The sequence below is a fragment of the Actinomycetota bacterium genome, from assembly GCA_030684515.1.
Lineage (GTDB): Bacteria > Actinomycetota > Actinomycetes > S36-B12 > S36-B12 > UBA11398.
Genome location: JAUXVJ010000025.1, coordinates 78829 through 95327 on the forward strand (window position 1 = coordinate 78829; position 16499 = coordinate 95327).

Genomic DNA, 16499 nt, shown 5'->3' on the forward strand with positions numbered 1-16499 from the left:
CTATGCCTGACCTGGCGTTGTCGCCTCATCGATCAACATCACCGGAATGCCATCACGGACAGGAAAGACCAAGCCACACACCGTGCAGGTCAGCGTTCTGGCGGCTTCATCTGCCTTCAGTGAGCCGTGCGCATCGCATGGGCATGCCAGTACCTGCCAGAGCGCAGGATCAAGTCCCAATGGCGCAGTGCTCATGACAGCTCTCCCTCGATGACAGTCAGGACGTGAGGCGCATGCGCTGCAGCAGTGCATCGCGAAGCTCGGCCATCCGTGCTGGGTCCCTGGCCTCCACATTAAGGCGCAGCAGCGGCTCGGTATTACTCGGGCGTACGTTGAATGCCCAATCTGAAGCCGTGATGCTCAGGCCGTCGAGCTCATCGACTTCAACTCCTGGCAACTGGCTGTACTCAGCCTTGATGGCTGCGGTGACTCCTGCTTGATCAGCAACCTCGGTGTTGATCTCACCGCTGAGCGAGTAGCGAATGTATTGGGCCAGCATGGATGACAGCGTGGTCCCAACGGGCGTGTGCCCAAGAGCCGAGATCGTGTGGAGCGCAGCAAGCATGCCCGAATCGGCCCGCCAGAACTCACGGAAGTAGAAGTGACCTGAGTGCTCGCCGCCAAACACCGCATTCGTCTCGGCCATGCGCGCCTTGATGAACGAGTGCCCCACGCGCGTGCGCACAGGAACGCCGCCGTTCTCGATGATGACCTCTGGCACCGAACGCGAGGTGATGAGATTGTGAATCACTGCCGAGCCCGGTGACTTCGCCAGCTCACGCACAGCAATGAGTGCCGTCAAAGTTGAAGGACTGACAAGTTCGCCCCTCTCATCGACGACAAAGCATCGGTCCGCATCACCATCAAAGGCCAGCCCAAGGTCAGCACCGACAGCGACCACACGAGCCTGTAGATCAACAAGCGTCTCGGGGTCAATCGGATTTGCCTCGTGATTGGGAAAGGAGCCATCGAGTTCGAAGTACATCGAGATGACCTCAAGCGGAAGCGGGGGTAATCCGGCAGCACCCTGCAGCACCGCCGGCACGGTGTAGCCACCCATGCCATTGCCCGCATCGACCACCACTTTGAGGGGTCGAACAGAGGAGACATCAACAAGCTCACGCATATAACTTGCGTAGTCAGCAAGCATGTCCTGCGAACGAGTCTGGCCGCGCGGGCCCTCATACGTCGGAACACCCTGCTCGATGAGTTCACGAATAGCGCGCAGGCCGGAGTCCTGCCCCACGGGGGAAGCTTCCTGCTTGCACAGTTTGATGCCGTTGTACTGGGCCGGGTTATGACTGGCAGTGAACATCGCTCCGGGCAAGTTCAAGCGACCTGAGGCGAAATACAGCCCATCTGTGCTCGCCAGACCAATGAGCACCACATCGCAGCCTTGGTCCTGCACACCATCTGCGAAAGAGGCGACCAACTCCGGACCCGATGGGCGCATGTCGTGGGCGATGACCACGGCCCCGGGTCCGCCGTCATGAGCTGCCAGCCCCAGCACGCGAACGAACGCCGCGCCGACCTCATAAGCGAGGGTGGCGTCGAGCTGGTCGGGATAGATGCCACGAATGTCATAGGCCTTGATGACTTGCTCAAGGCTGCCCTGCTGATGATTACGCACGGGGGAAGGTTACCGGTCGGGCAGAACAGCCAGATGAACTAGAAATCCCTGTCAGCATTCGGCTCGATGTAGGACTCATCGTGCGTCAGCATGCGCAGGTGGCCGCGTCGGGCTACCTCGACAGCGCCATTGGGAACCGGTGGGTGGTCAATGTCGCCGCCAGGCACGTAGCGAGGTCGTGCTGCCTCGCGAACAGCATTGGCCAATGCCTCAAGATCATCGGAAGTCGGCTTCAGCGCATCTGGATCGGGGGTGATGCGCACGATCTCCCAGCCGCGAGGGGCAGTCAGTCGCTCACTGTGCATCTGGCAAAGGTCGTAGCAGTGTGGCTCAGCATACGTGGCCAGTGGTCCAAGGACAGCGGTCGAATCTGCGTAGACATACGTCAATGTAGAGGCCGCAGGGGCCTGACATGAGGGCTTGGAACAGCGACGACGAGCCACACGGGCACGCTAGCGTTCACGGGGAGCAAGTCAGAGCAGGACGCGCCGAACCTACTTCTGAACAGGCAGCCCGGCGTCCTGAATCGCGGTGGGCACAGCAACCTGAGTGCGCAATGCCTGCCACGGGTAGCCAGTGACCAGATCTCCGAAGCGCGAGTTCTCCAGCACCTGGTGTGCCACCAGGAATGGAGCGGAGTTGACGGGAGTGACCACCGCGGTGAACCAGGACGAATTCTGTTGCAGATTCAACGGAATCCACTTCACCGTCCCGGCCGGGATCGTGACTTCACGCTCCTGCACGGCACTTGAGACGACATCGCGCCCGAGGTAGGGATACAAGGAGATCTTGACCTTTGACTCCCCCTTTGGCGCTGTCAAAGCCAGGCGCACTCGTGTTGCCCCTTGCACGGGCAGCCCACTGACAGCAGCGGTGGTCATCAGGGCCTGAGCGCCAGATGCGTAGGCGGTGTCGTTCTGCTGATTGCGGCTGCCGAAGAACTGACGCATACCCGCAACGATTGGCTGGTCAGATGTGAGTTCCAAAGTGGTCGGCTGGCCTTGGGTCACACTGGACATGTCCATGCTCACCACGCTGTCACTTGGCACAGTGATCTGGTCACGTTCGGCAGGCTGGAAGGTGCCATCGCTGGTCATCACGTTGATGGAGACCTGCGCATCCTGATCTCCGGGTGCGGCGATGGCGAGCACTCGCGCACCGCTGCCTGGAAACACGCCGGGCACGTAGACATGCTTCGCCGGGGCAGCCGCGCGCGGAACCCATTCGGTGCCAATGGACTGCAGGCCAGACATCTGATCATCGTCGACCGAGGCGCCTATGCGCCCGGTGCGAGCGATGACGTGGATCGCTGACGTGGCAACGCCGGGAGCCAATGCATCAATGCGCACGTACATGCGCTGCAGCGGACTGACCACCAATCCGCGACCACCCGGCGCATCCACAATGCCACCCGGGCCGTAGATCACCAGATCAACGACAGCCGCGAAGTTGTCCGGATTGACCAACACCACTCGCGTTTGTCGACCAGCAACCGCGCCGCCGCCGACAAACCAGAAATCCGATCCCGCGGAATCGCAAGGCGTGCTTGCCATGCCGCGGCCAGTACCGCGAGGTGAGCGGCTCCACTGATTGGCGATCAGGCCCGGCGCCAGCGATCCAGTGCCTACGACGCGGATAGGCGGAAGCTTGCGGCCAGCTGCAGAGATCTCGGTCTGCGCCCCCGGAGCGGTGAGCCGCGCCTTGGCCGAAACCCGGCCAACCAGGGTCGTCAGGTTCACCAGCCCGGCGCCCTCTTCTTGACCTGCTTGGCCCGGCACCACCGCAGCTGTGACGCGCGCGCCCGCTTGTGCACCGACGCCAGGTTCAGGACACAGCAGCACCGAGGATTGAATCGGTTCCATGGCAACAGCGAGATCCTCGTCATTATTGATGCCGAACTGCCCGATCACTCCCAGGCCCAGAATCAAGGCGACACTGATCAGCGCGACGCGAAGGAAGAATCCTGCCTGTGAAGGCTCACTCACGAACTCTTCAAGCTCCAGGCAAGGACCGCCATCAGGAAGTTCGGTGCTCATGGCTCACCGCCTGCACATCAAAGCCAAAGCCATCCAGATCTGGATCGCTTTCATCAAGACGTCGTGTTGGCAGCGCCAGAACGACCAGCACGATCAGCACGATCAGTTGCATCCACATCCACAGGGTGCGCGTCCAGGCATCAAAGCGAACTTCCACCTGCGTTGCGCCAGCTGGAACAGTGAAGGCCTGCGACCAAGCAAGCGTGCCAGCAGGCGTGACGGCCTCCAGGCCTGTCTCATCGCCGGTCTTGGGATCGATGACCACTGCCTTCCACCCACCATTGGCCAAGGCACCTACGACCAACTGCCGGTCAACTCCGGCTGCCTCAAGAGTCTGGGCCAAGTACGGATCGGTGCCAACGCCAACAGCAGCCAGCCGAGCAGGTTCCCCGCCGACCACATTCAATTCTGAGGCCTTGCCATCGGTCAGCAACCGTGCCCGTGACGTCACGCCGTCAATCCCCCAGAGCACCTCGCCATTGGCGCTGGAAAGTCGTCGCAATCCGGGCTCGCCATCAAGGATGGGGATCAGATCCGCTGACGTGCCTTTGGCGAGCAGCACGTAGCGGACTCCGTAGCCACTGAGCACTTCGATTTCATTACCACCGCGACCTGAGGCAAGGGCTGCAACTTCAGCATCAATGGGCTCCCACACCTCTCCGGGTGGCGCCATGTCGGCATCGCCCAGCACCGGACCCGGGCCGTTCAGCATTGTGTAGAGCACTCGGCCAGCCCGATCGGCTCTCAACATCAAGGTGCGCGGAGCTGCCGGACTCAGCGAGTCAGCGGCGACGAAGGCGGGCACTGCGCTCGGTGATGACTTATGGAGTTCGTCAGCCGCCTTGGGGAACCACAGAATCGCGCACGCAAGAGGCGTGAGTACCGCAACAATCGTGACGACCGCTGCTATCGGCTGATTGAAGCTGAAACTGGCCCCGCCGATGTGATCGCGCAATCCGTCAGCCGCAAGTGCAGCAGCGAGCACTAGGCCCGCACCCCACACCAAGGTTGCCGGCCCGGGCCAGGGCCTGATCGCATCAGTCGCACCGGGAGGCGTCACCATCACAATCGTCTGCAGCATCGCGAACGCCAGACCAAGCAGCCCAAGCCCAATGGCCATCACAATTGGCATGAGTCGATCTCGTCGCAACAAGGCCAGTAATCCAGCCACAACGAGTCCAGCTGTGATCCAGATCGGCGTCATCCCCGGCCCGCCTGGGTGAATCAGCAGCACGGCCGATGGAGACAGGTCCTGATCGCTCAGATTGTTTTCGCCCGAGGCAGTCAGGAAACGCACAGGCTGCACGAACCACTGCAGGCTCCACGGCGCAAGCAGCACAACTGGAGCAAGAATGGCGATGGCCAGGCGCTGCACGAGCGGCTTTGCAGCGACTCGATCCTTACGCCAACTCAGCAGGCCGAATGCGACAGCGAAAATCACAGCAATGAGCCAGAAGAACGGCACCGCGCAAATCAGCACAGCAAGCAACAGGGCGGTTCCGGCCGCACGACGCAGGGTTGCGTGACCTGTGCCCAGACGCACGCATGATCGAACGGCAAAGGGGAAGGCGATGACGGCAATGACGGTGCCTAGACGCCCGGCAGTCATCGCGCCCGTCACGGGCGGTAGCACGGCGTACATCGCTGCAGCCCAGATGCGAACTGGCTTGCTCCTGATGACATTGCGCAAGCAGAAGTACGCGGCCCAGCCCGCAAAGGCCATTGCCAGCAGCACGACGAGCTGCACTGCAAGCGCGCTCTTGCCCAGCAGCGCTGCTCCTGAGGCAAAGACCATGAGGAGATATGGCGGAGCTGGCGCGATAGATCCTGGGCCGATGTCATGCCAGCCCTGTGTGTACATCGCCCAAAGGTCTGCCGCGCCATCTGGCGTGGGCAGGAGCGCGCCCCCTTGCAGCACTCCATCGCCCCACCAAAGATCACGCGTGGCGATCATTGAGAACAGGGCCAGAGCAAGGACTAGGACCACACTGGGTCGCACGAGCAATCGTCGGGCCAGTCCTGAGCCAGAGACGTCCAGGAAGTCCGAGGCGTCATCGCCTGGTCCGGTTTCGACAATGCTCGCCGCGCCACCAGATGATGCCCCGCTTGTCGAGGCGATGCCGAGCAGGGCTTCCCAGGCCTGTCGCGCCTGCCAGGCAAGACTTGGACGCAGTCGGTAGACAACCGAGACCGGCTCGATTGAGGTCTTGTGGATCCGATGGCGCGAATCTGCGAGATGTCTGGGGTGTCGGACGATATGCAGCACGGCTTGCACTTCGTCACCAGCAGCCGTGAGGTCTTTGCCAAGGAGAAAGACGAGCGCGCGAACAGCGCTATTGAGCAATAGCCGCAGAGCAATGAACGGGCTGGCCCAAGCTCGGCTTTGCGCAAGCAGCACGTGGACAGCTGCCTCGCGATCTGCACGATGATGGTGCTTGGCAAGATCGGCCACTCGGCGACCATGAGCTGAGGCCTCACGGTGATGGAGCACCGCATCGGTGACCACGATGACACGCTCACCAGCGCGGTGCACTCGCCAGCAGAAGTCCAAGTCGTCTCGAAAGAGCGGAAGCTGCGGATCAAATCCGTTGAGCCGCTCCCACACATCTCGACGGATCAACATGCCTGCGGAACTCACCGCGAGAACATCGCGCACTCCGTCGTGCTGGCCCTGATCGTGCTCGCGCCGCTCCAGGCCCGTGAAGCGACGTCCGGCGCCAGTGACGCTGAACCCAGCCTCCAGCAGCAGTCGCTGGTCATGCCAGCCCAGAATTTTTGGACCAAGGACTGCCACATCAGGCTGGTCGTCGGCGGCTTCAAGCAGCGCCGCCAGACAGGAGGTGTCCGGCGCACTGTCATCGTGCAGCAGCCAGATCCACGTGATGAGCTCACCCGCGTCCGGCGAGGCCTCCACCCTGACCTGGCCCACATGCTCCAGACCAGCAGCCACCGCCTGCCCGAATCCGGCGTTGCGGTCAGCTGTGATGACTCGGTCAAAGCCCAAGGAGGTGCGCAGCATGGCCGGGCTTTGGTCGTTGGAATCGGTGTCAACGCCCACGAAGGCATTTGGCTGACGGATCTGATTGGCCAAAGTGGTCAGGACTGCCGGCAGCCAGGTGTCACCGTCGTGGCTGACCAGAACTGCGGTGACGTGGTGGTGGCGCCTTTGTCTGGCGGGACCTTGATCTTCATCAGTCTCGCTGAACCACTCAGACCAGGCCAAATCCTCGATTGCGGTTTGCTCGCTTGCCGCACCTGCATCGGTGGATTCGAATTCAGCGGGAGCTATCTCGACAGTCGCTTGGAGCTCTCGCTCTTCAAATTCGGACTGCACCCGATCACTCTAGATGGCACGCTTCTTCAGGCGGCGGCGCTCCCGCTCGGACAGACCGCCCCAAATGCCGAATCGCTCATCCTGCTCCAGGGCGAATTCCAGACACTCGACTCGTACCTCGCACGACAGGCAGACACGCTTTGCTTCACGTGTGCTTCCGCCTTTTTCAGGGAAGAATGCTTCAGGATCAGTCTGGGCACAGAGCGCCTGTTCCTGCCAACCGAGCTCTTCGACCTCGGACAGCGGAAGCAGTATCACCCCGGCTGAAATGCTGTCGGTCACGAATCGGACCTCCTCGACCCTTACTGGAACATTGCAATTGCCTTGAAGGCGTATTACACCGGTGTCATTTGCTCGCGTCAACCTGAAGACCGACATATCAGACATGGTTTTCCCAGAATTAACACGACACGCCGAAGAACGCCCCAAATGTCCTCTAACGAGGGGACGCAGCCAAGTCGGGGTGGACTTGGCAGGATGCACCCATGACCCCTGCCCCATCGCGCATCACTGTCCTGTCCGGAGGCATCGGCGGGGCTCGGTTTCTTGTTGGTCTGCTCGACCATCTGCGTGAAGTCAATCCTGATGGCCAAGGCGGCAGCCTGACCACGGTGACGGTCATTGGCAATACCGGCGACGACATCTGGGTCCATGGAGTGCGGGTCTGCCCTGACCTGGACACCGTGATGTACACCCTTGGTGGTGGCATCAGTGCTGAACGCGGGTGGGGTCGCGAGGACGAGCACTTCACGGTCAAGGACGAGTTGGCCGCGTATGGGGTGGAACCGACGTGGTTCGGCTTGGGTGATCGAGATCTCGCGACACATCTGATTCGCACCCAGTCGCTGCAATCGGGTTTCACGCTTTCCGAGGTCACCGCTGCGCTGTGCGATCGCTGGCAACCCGGAGTCATCTTGCTGCCGATGAGTGATGACCGTGCCGAAACCCATGTGGTCGTCAACGACCCGGATCAAGGTCGCGTGGCCATCCACTTCCAAGAGTGGTGGATCCGGCATCGCGCGCAGCTCACCGCTGAGGCCTTCGTGATGATCGGCATCGATGACGCAAAGCCAGCGCCCGGCGTGATCGATGCCATCCTTGACACCGATCTGGTGATTGTGCCGCCGAGCAATCCCGTGGTCTCGGTCGGAGCGATACTTCAAGTACGCGGCATTGCTGACGCGATTCGCGGGACCCAGGCCGCAGTTGTGGGCGTCTCCCCCATCATCGGCGGGGCGCCGGTTCGAGGCATGGCTGATGCATGCTTGGAGGCCATTGGCGTGGCGACATCGGCGGCGGGCGTGGGCCTGCACTACGGGGCGCGCAGCGCGGGTGGCTATCTGGACGCTTGGCTGATTGCTGAAGAAGATGCTGGCAGTGCAGCCGAGATCACTGCGAGCGGCATTCGGGTGGAGTCGGCACCTCTGCTGATGTCTGACCCGGCAGCCAGCGCCGCGCTGGCCGCAGCCACTCTTGCATTGGCTGGTCGCTAGCCATGGCCAGCATCAGCCTGCTGCCAGTTGCCGGGCTCCCAGATATCCGACCAGGCGATGACATCGCCGCCATGCTCGTGCCTGCCCTCCGCTCCCTGTATTGGCCCGATGGCTCCACCGGCCTTGAGTCCGGCGACATCGTGGTCATTACCAGCAAGATCGTGGCCAAGGCCGAGGGTCGACTCCTGCCAGCCCAGTCGCGCGATCAGGCCATTGCCGACGAGACCGTGCGCTTGGTGGCGACAAGGCAGCATCGCGGCGGAACAACGCAGATCGTTCAGACCCAACACGGTCTGGTGCTGGCAGCAGCCGGCGTCGATGCAAGCAATGTCGATGCAGAGCACATCGTGCTGCTGCCCGCGCAGCCCGATGAATCCGCTGCGTCACTGATGCACGGGTTGAATATCGGATTGAGCCGTCAACTGGGCGTGATCATCACCGACACGATGGGTCGGCCTTGGCGCATGGGCGTCACGGATGTCGCGATCGGTGCAGCTGGCATCACAGTTCTTGATGATCACACCGGGCGAGTCGACAAGTTCGGTCGAACACTCGAGATGACTGTCATTGCCATTGCTGATGAAATTGCGGCCGCTGCTGATCTCGTGAAGGGCAAGCTCAATGACTGCCCAGTAGCCGTTGTGCGCGGACTGGGCGCATACGTGTCCAGCGACTCCCCTGCTACTGCGCGTGATCTGATTCGTCCTTTGGGCGAGGACATGTTCACTATGGGGACTGCCGAAGCCATTGCCGAAGGCCACCGCACAGCAGCGGCCAATCGCAGAACCATTCGTCAGTTCACCAATGCTGTGGTGCCAGACTCTGCTCTGATCGCTGCAGTAGACGCCGCCATCACTGCGCCCGCCCCGCATCACACGACGCCTTGGCAGTTCTTGATCCTTCGCGATGAGCCGATCCGCGAATACCTGTTGCAGGAGATGACGAATCGATGGGTTCAGGATCTGCGAGCAACCGAAGGCATCGATGAATCTGCAGTCGCCGCCCGGGTTGCGCGTGGCGACATCCTGCGCAATGCCCCGGTGCTCGTACTCGGATTCCTTGACCTCGCTGATGCCGCACATCTGTATCCAGATGCAGCACGCAACGCTGCAGAGCGAGATCTCTTCATGGTCGCCGGCGGCGCAGCAATGCAGAACCTGATGGTGTCGCTCGCAGCAAATGGACTCGGCTCAGCATGGATCTCTTCGACCATCTTCTGCGCAGACGTCGTGCAGCAAGTACTGCACCTTCCCGGTTCATATCAACCACTTGGCGCGCTTGCAGTCGGCTACCCGGCAGCAGATCCCATCAGTCGCGCCAAGCGCATTGCGACTGATCACATCATCAATTTCAACTAGCCGTCGCTTGAGAAGCGGATGGCTCTGTCTCCGATGACCGCATCCGGCCAGATGCGCACTCCGGTCTGAAGTTCATTTCCGGCACCAATAACTGCGCCATCACCGACCACCACACCATCAAGGTGTGAGCCTTCGCCAACGACCGCACCGACGCCAATGATGCTGTTCATCACCCGCGCACCCGCGAGGATGCGCGCATCATCAAACACCGCTGACCCATTGACCACCGCACCTGCAGCGACTGAGGCATTGCGGCCGATCACTGAGCCACCGTGCACATTGGCCGAGGCAGCTATCACTGCTCCCTGCATGGCAAGCAGGTCGCCATGCACAGGCACGGCCGGCGATGGAGCCAGTCCGAGCACAAGATCACGCGAGCCCTGAACGAAGGCCAATGGAGTACCCAGATCCAGCCAGTAGCCCCCGTCGACCACGCCGGAGACCATGGCGCCGGTCGCCAGCAGTTCGGGAAAGGTCTCACGTTCGACCGATACCACTTGGCCTGCCGGGATGCGATCGATGACATCGCGTCGGAAGACATAGCAGCCCGCATTGATGTTGTTGGTGACGATGCCTTCCAGACTGCTCGGCTTCTCCAGGAATGCGGTGACGCGACCCTGGCCATCAGTTGGCACCAGGCCATAGGCGCGCGGATCCTCAACCGGTGTCAGATACATGGTGACGTCGCTCTTGGTCTGTTCGTGGTGCGCGACCAGCGCCCTGATGTCGAGTCCGGAGAGCACGTCGCCGTTGAAGATGAGCACTGAATCGCTTGGGCCGCTGGTCAAATGGGAAGCAGCGAATCGAATGGCTCCACCAGTGCCCAGCGGCTCTGGTTCAGTGGCTATCACGATCTCAACACCAAGATCGCTCTCCTGGATGAACTCGCGAAACACTTCGGCCTTGTAGCTCGTGCCCAGGACAATGCGCGTGACTCCGGCATCACGAGCGCGAGCGATTTGATGCACCGTGAACGGCACACCTGCAACAGGCAGCATCGGCTTGGGGGTGTTGATCGTGAGCGGCCGAAGGCGAGTGCCCTGCCCTCCGACAAGGAGCACTGCTTCAGTCATTCGGCAACTGTGCCACATCGACAAGTGACAGGGGCGCAAGCATTAGGTTCGCTGCATGGCACTGCAATCTGACGGTTCAATCTGGCCTCGCGTTGTCCAACGCGCACGGAGTCAACCCAGTCTGCCCTTTCTTACATCCATCAATCACGATGGCATGCGCACTGAGCTCTCCGGCACCTCCGTGTTGAACGCCATTGCAAAAACCTCTGGGGCCTTAGTCACAGAAGCAGAGCTCGAACCCGGTGCCCGCATGGCGGTACACCTGCCCTGGCACTGGCAACGCGTGGTGTGGACTCTGGCCGCATGGACCGTCGGTGTTGTTGTTGTCGAGCATGGGGATCCGTCGGATTGCGATCTGCTCGTGGCATCTGCGCAATCGGCCTTGCCATTCACTGAGCGCTGCGAACCTTGGGTGGTCTCCTTGCACCCACTTGGACTCGTGGACAAAGGACTGCCGAACACCGTCGTTGATGCGACCATTCTGTGCCGAATGCAACCGGACGCGTTGCTGGTTGATGCGGCAACGGGCGATGGACCAGCAATTGAGCTGAGCGACGGTTCCACGCTGACCCGCCTGCAGGCTCTTGACTGGGCGATCGCACAAGACGGAAGTGATGCACGCATCCTCATGAACCACGCTTCAGCCAACGGACTTGCGGCCTGGCTGCTGCCCCCCTTGCACCCGCTGGTCGGTGCTGGAGCCATCATCTTGTGCGATGGCCAGGATTCAGAACAGACGGCCAAGCAGGAGGGCGCAACTCGCATCTGGAAGTGACTACTTTCGGATGGTGATGACGCCTGATGTGCTCGCGGCTATTTCGGTGCCGTTCTGCAGGACCACCACCCGGTATTCATACTGTGCGCCGGCCGGGACAGCCTTCTTGATGGTGAATTTGTAACGCCCATTGGCTTTGGTCGTCGTGCTGGCCTTCAACTGCCAGACGCCATCGACCTTCATCTGGCGCTGCACGACCAGTCCTCCAGCGGCCGGGACCACTCGACCCTTGAACTTCAGGGAGGTGCCAGCCTTGGGCTTGCTCGTGGGGCCAATGGCCATGGAGATCGATGCTGCCACTGGCACCGGGGCAGTCGTCGCAGCTGGCACGGGCGCAGCTGGCACCGGCGCAGCTGGCACCCCTGGCGTCACCGTGGGAGCGCCCGGAACAGCCTGGCCATTGACCGCGTTGATGTACGAGGACTTCAAGCTGAGTTTGGACCGCATGGTTTCGCCGGAGATCGTCCGCTGAGACCCGTCCTGCATGGTTCCCGCGAGAGTCCGCACGGCTCCAGATGGCAGGCGCTCAGCCACTGCCACCTTCCAGACACCGGGCACACCGAAGGCCGCGGCCATCGCCGCCTGCGGAACATTGACTGTCCAGCTGGCATTGGGATTGTCCGCGTTCAGCGACCAGCGATCATCGACATTGGTGGAGTACGGAAGCGCACCACCCCAGACATCCTTGGAAGCGTTGGTCACGCCACCGGTTGAGGCACTGTAGAAGGCGCTGATCGGTTGCCCGTTGTACAAGGCTGCGATGCCAGTGGTCTCTGAGCCGAAGGTGGCGTTCACTGCGGCAAGCCACTTGTCACCCTTGGTACTGCTGGCCTTTGCCCAACCGACAAAGAATTGATCGCCGTAGGGTCCATCGCCGTCATCAAGGTTGCAATCGCATGCCTTGCGCACGCCGGCTGCGATCTTGGCCATTCCGTATGAACGTGCCGCAATGACCTGCGCCTGCATGGCGGCGTCAGGCCACGAACTGGAGACCTCTGAGATGCCGTAGAGGTATTCATCGTGCACGCGCAATTGATTGACGATGTTCAGACGCGGTCCGTTGGGCGAGGAGGTCGCGATGACTTCCATTTTTCCATAGCGGTAGCGGTGACCCGGCGTACCAAATGAGCCCTTGGGCCCGATCACATTCACAGCCGTCGCCGGACCTCCTGCAGAACCGGAGTCTCGATTGCCCGCCCACTTCACTGTGACTGACGGCGCAGTGCCAAGAGAGGTTGTCTGCCCGTTCACCGTGCGCTGAACATTGACTGCACCAGCTGCTACGTTGAAGGTGAAGACGTCGTTTGGCCCACCAGTGGTGACCGCTCCGCCGACTGTCACTTCAATCGGACCTCCACCGGCATCCAGTGCTTCGGCTCGCATCCGAGCTGATGCAACTCGGTAGAACAGGTTGACGCGGATATCCATGTCATCCTGGACAGGAGCAACAGTGGTGCCCGGGTAGTAGTGCGCCACGATTGCACTGGCATCAAAGCCTTCCTTGGCCATGCCATAGGCGCCCCACTGCGACAGGCCCACGCCATGGCCGTATCCACTGCCGGTCAACGAGAAGGCATCTGGCGGACCACATGGATCTATGGGTGAGGTCGCTGTTGGACTGATGACACCGGTGCCCGTCCATGGATAGATGGCATCAGCACCGCTCGCGCCATTCAATACGAAGGTGTAGGCGCCTGGCGGCACTTGCGCGCCAGCATTGTCCAGGCCGTCCCAGCCGATCGAGAGTGCACCAGCAGCAGCCTGCGTGCCAGACAGATTGCGCACCACGGTGCCGCATCTCGAGGCAACACTCATCGTCCAGGTCAGGGGCGCGTTCGTCGTCGCATTCACCACCAATTGCTGACCCGCGCCCCACGGCACAGCGGGGCTGACCGCAGGGTTGGTTGCGGTGACGCCGAGCTTGGCTGTGGCCGCCGCGCGAATCGCCGGAAGCTGCGGCTCGAGGTACTTGCCCGGACAGGCAGTTGAGCCGATGTCACGGTGACCGCTGATCACCATTGCCGTTGCGACCTGCCCGGCCTTGTACTTGGAGGTACCTGCCGAGGAGTCCGAAGTCAGCGGCGTTGTGCCATTGGGGTCCCGATGATTCATGCCCAGTTTCCAGGCAAACAGCGAGGCAACGGCGTCGTCAATGGCGTTCAGCTGCTCAGGTGCAGGAGGAGCAGTCTGGAAGTTGCCCAATGCCGAGACCGCGAAGGTGTCCTGATTGAAGCCAGCGGTGTGACCACCCACAACGGCCTGATCCATGCCGCCTGCGCGTCCTTCATACAGGCGACCGAAGCGATCGACAATGAAGTTGTATGCCATATCTGAGTACTTCAGTCCCTTGACGAAGTACGAGTACAGATTGCGCACTTGCTGGGCCGCTTGCTCTGGCGTGTAGTTGTTGGTCGTGACCGTGTGGTGCAGGAAGGCGGCCTTGATGGTGCCCGCATAACTCGGGGCTCCGCGTCTCAGCGATTCATCGGCCCCCCACTCGGCTCGAGAGATGATCGCTGGCGGCGGGGCACCCAGGGTTGCGGCCTCGACGGTGGCGATCGGTCCGCTGTTTGCCTCTGAATCAGGAAGCTCGGCGTCCTCCGCGACGACTGGATTGTCGAAGAGCACGACTTGGGCGTTGGCCGGCTTGATGCCGTCAGGGGTGTCCATGCGCACCTGCACACCGTCGGCCGTGCCGGTCAGCAGCGGCGCTGTTCCGAAGCGCGCAGCGGCTGCTTCAGCAGATCCCGGATCTGGACGATCGTCGGTTGGCTCAAGCTGCTCCCAGCTCGACCATTGGCCAGACTCACGGACCCGCACCAGCACGCGCGTGCGCTCATCCAGCGGAGAGTCAGCAGTGACGGCAACTAATCCGAAGTCATCGGTGTCCAGGGGTGCGGTGGCCAGAGCCGGGCGCAGCGGGGCGCCGGTGTCGACAGCGGCGGTGACTGCACCTTGGCCTGCAAGGGGCAGCGAATGCACGTGCGCATCGCCTGACCAGGAGGCCATCGCCACAGCCGCATCGTTGACACCTCGCCGGTCCACGCCCGTCAAGGCGATCGACTGCTCAGTGGTCGTGACAGGCGAACGATCCGCAGTCGGCCATTGCGCAACCGGCAGAATCAGACCAGCGGCCACCACAGCCAAGCTGGTGCACCAGATCAGGGGTCGCCGAAGGTTGACTCCAGTCACCATCGTCGATCCCTTCTGGCCAAATCAGACAAACCGCCACCATGCCACAGCGAGCAGATTGACACCATCATCACACGCCACATGCGTCACATCCATCACATCCGGCCCTCGCGAGGGAACCTCTCGGGTCAACACGCCGTCCTAGCCACCGCAACTCCTTGGCCCACGACTTACGATGATCCGCACCCCCATCAGACATAAGGAATTCATGCCCCGCTCTTCCCGCCGCCGCTGGCCGCGCGTTATCGCCGCTATCGCTGCGGGAGCCGTGCTGCTGACCGCCGTGGTAGGCGCGGGCGTCAATCACCTGATCGGGCAGCTGCAGGGCAATATCACCACTCTTGACGTCAGCGAAGAACTAGGCGGCACAGGCAATGCCAACTCGGCGCTGGTCTTCGACGAGAACGGCAACATGAAGCCCCTCAATCTGCTGATTTTGGGCAGTGACTCGCGCACGGGCAAGGGCAATGGTGGCTTTGGTCGACCTGGCCAGTTCGGCGGCGAAAGGTCAGACACCGCGATCTTGTTGCACGTGAGCGCTGATCGCGGCAGCGCCATCGCGGTGAGCATCCCCCGCGACACTCTTGTCGACTACTCATGCACCAAGAAGGGCCAGACGGTCTCAGGCACCGATGTGAAGTTCAACGAGGCCTTCACCTACGGCGGCCCTGGCTGCACCCTGAAAGTGGTCAACGAGATGACCGGCATGGACGTGACCAACTTCGTGAAGGTCGACTTCGGCGGCTTCAAGAAGATCGTCAACGCAATCGGCGGCGTGGAGATCTGCCTGACCAAGGCCGTCGATGATCCCAAGAGTGGCTTGAAGCTGTCGGCAGGCAAGCATCTGGTCAGCGGCAATGAGGCCCTGGCATTTGTTCGCGCACGCAAGACACTTGGCGACGGCTCCGACACTTCGCGCATCCGCCGTCAGCAGGCCTTCATCTCGTCACTGTCGCGCAAGGTGCTTTCCAGCGGAACCCTGCTCAACCCAGCTTCGCTCATCGGCCTTCTCAACGCTGCCACGGAGTCGCTGACGGCGAACCCGCAGATGGCTGACCTGCAGAACCTCAAAGAACTCGCGCTGTCAATGAAGGACATTCGCCCTTCGGACATCACTTTCCTGACAATGCCCTGGAAGCCAGCTGGCGACGGCGCCAATGTGGTGGCCAACAACAAGAAGGCCCGGCCCGTGTGGCAGGCGATGATCAACGACACTGCCTATCCGCCGAAGATTGCTGGGCAGCCGACCCTGTCGACCCCGCCTTCAGGTATCTATGTCGACGTGCGCAACGGCACCACAACCAAGGGCCTGGCCAAGAAGGTTGCCAAGCAACTGAAGGCGCAGGGCTATCGCGTGCAGGATGTCGGCAATGCCAAGACACCCGTTACCGCCACCACCGTCACCTTCGATCCGAAATGGGACACCAGTGCCAAGACTTTGGTGTGGGCAGCTGGCGCCAAGGCTGATTCCACTGGCAAGGGCCAGCGCATGGTGTTGACCATTGGGCCCGACTTCACCGCAATCAAGCCAGTGGTCATCAGTTCCGCTGCGGGCGACGTCTACTCCAACCTCAACACTGGTGACGAATCCTTCTGCGCCTCCTAGTG

The 16499-nt window shown here is 61.6% G+C and carries 12 protein-coding genes; 4 read left to right on the top strand and 8 right to left on the bottom strand.

The window, feature by feature from the left end; translation table 11 throughout:
• Genes Q8M73_11465 through Q8M73_11490 form a run of 6 tightly spaced genes read right to left on the bottom strand, consistent with a single transcriptional unit; the run spans position 1 to position 7270 of the window.
• Positions 1–195 carry a Trm112 family protein gene (locus tag Q8M73_11465; protein MDP2289167.1) on the bottom strand — a complete coding sequence of 65 codons (195 nt, stop codon included), beginning with the start codon at positions 193–195 and terminating at the stop codon, positions 1–3.
• 22 nt (positions 196–217) lie between these two features.
• Entirely contained in the window at positions 218–1630 is a 1413-nt protein-coding gene (locus tag Q8M73_11470; GenBank protein MDP2289168.1) for a phosphomannomutase/phosphoglucomutase, read from the bottom strand.
• 38 nt (positions 1631–1668) lie between these two features.
• Complete coding sequence (locus tag Q8M73_11475) at positions 1669–2073, bottom strand: DUF3499 domain-containing protein (protein ID MDP2289169.1); 405 nt, start codon at positions 2071–2073, stop codon at positions 1669–1671.
• A 51-nt stretch (positions 2074–2124) separates the two neighbouring features.
• On the bottom strand, positions 2125–3666 hold the full coding sequence (locus tag Q8M73_11480; protein ID MDP2289170.1) for a DUF5719 family protein: 1542 nt from the start codon (positions 3664–3666) through the stop codon (positions 2125–2127).
• A complete protein-coding gene (locus tag Q8M73_11485; protein ID MDP2289171.1) occupies positions 3647–7000 on the bottom strand; it encodes a glycosyltransferase in 3354 nt (1117 codons plus the stop codon). Before Q8M73_11485 ends, Q8M73_11480 begins: the two co-directional genes overlap by 20 nt.
• 9 nt (positions 7001–7009) lie before the next feature.
• Entirely contained in the window at positions 7010–7270 is a 261-nt protein-coding gene (locus Q8M73_11490) for a WhiB family transcriptional regulator (protein MDP2289172.1), read from the bottom strand.
• A 215-nt stretch (positions 7271–7485) separates the two neighbouring features.
• On the opposite strand from Q8M73_11490, the gene cofD reads away from it, so the two are divergent.
• Positions 7486–8493: a 2-phospho-L-lactate transferase gene (gene cofD / locus Q8M73_11495; GenBank protein ID MDP2289173.1), complete on the top strand. Its 1008-nt coding sequence runs from the start codon at positions 7486–7488 to the stop codon at positions 8491–8493.
• Between the two features lie 2 nt (positions 8494–8495).
• Positions 8496–9851 (top strand): coenzyme F420-0:L-glutamate ligase, encoded by a 1356-nt coding sequence (locus Q8M73_11500; GenBank protein MDP2289174.1) that lies wholly within the window; start codon positions 8496–8498, stop codon positions 9849–9851.
• Here Q8M73_11500 and Q8M73_11505 read toward each other — a convergent pair.
• Complete coding sequence (locus tag Q8M73_11505; GenBank protein MDP2289175.1) at positions 9848–10924, bottom strand: NDP-sugar synthase; 1077 nt, start codon at positions 10922–10924, stop codon at positions 9848–9850. The two genes, Q8M73_11500 and Q8M73_11505, sit on opposite strands and share 4 nt — an antisense overlap.
• Positions 10925–10979: 55 nt before the next feature.
• On the opposite strand from Q8M73_11505, the gene Q8M73_11510 reads away from it, so the two are divergent.
• Positions 10980–11699: a TIGR03089 family protein gene (locus Q8M73_11510; GenBank protein MDP2289176.1), complete on the top strand. Its 720-nt coding sequence runs from the start codon at positions 10980–10982 to the stop codon at positions 11697–11699.
• Here Q8M73_11510 and Q8M73_11515 read toward each other — a convergent pair whose 3' ends face one another.
• A complete protein-coding gene (locus tag Q8M73_11515; protein MDP2289177.1) occupies positions 11700–14894 on the bottom strand; it encodes an N-acetylmuramoyl-L-alanine amidase in 3195 nt (1064 codons plus the stop codon).
• Positions 14895–15099: 205 nt separating this feature from the next.
• Here Q8M73_11515 and Q8M73_11520 point away from each other — a divergent pair, with 205 nt between their 5' ends.
• Entirely contained in the window at positions 15100–16497 is a 1398-nt protein-coding gene (locus Q8M73_11520) for an LCP family protein (protein MDP2289178.1), read from the top strand.
• Positions 16498–16499: the final 2 nt, after the last annotated feature.

Excerpts from the sequence above, each read along its gene's own strand:
- cofD (MDP2289173.1), top strand. The coding sequence starts at position 7,486 with ATGACCCCTGCCCCATCGCGCATCACTGTCCTGTCCGGAGGCATCGGC.
- Q8M73_11465 (MDP2289167.1), bottom strand. The coding sequence starts at position 195 with ATGAGCACTGCGCCATTGGGACTTGATCCTGCGCTCTGGCAGGTACTG.
- Q8M73_11480 (MDP2289170.1), bottom strand. The coding sequence starts at position 3,666 with ATGAGCACCGAACTTCCTGATGGCGGTCCTTGCCTGGAGCTTGAAGAG.
- Q8M73_11500 (MDP2289174.1), top strand. The coding sequence starts at position 8,496 with ATGGCCAGCATCAGCCTGCTGCCAGTTGCCGGGCTCCCAGATATCCGA.
- Q8M73_11505 (MDP2289175.1), bottom strand. The coding sequence starts at position 10,924 with ATGACTGAAGCAGTGCTCCTTGTCGGAGGGCAGGGCACTCGCCTTCGG.
- Q8M73_11515 (MDP2289177.1), bottom strand. The coding sequence starts at position 14,894 with ATGGTGACTGGAGTCAACCTTCGGCGACCCCTGATCTGGTGCACCAGC.
- Q8M73_11510 (MDP2289176.1), top strand. The coding sequence starts at position 10,980 with ATGGCACTGCAATCTGACGGTTCAATCTGGCCTCGCGTTGTCCAACGC.
- Q8M73_11520 (MDP2289178.1), top strand. The coding sequence starts at position 15,100 with ATGCCCCGCTCTTCCCGCCGCCGCTGGCCGCGCGTTATCGCCGCTATC.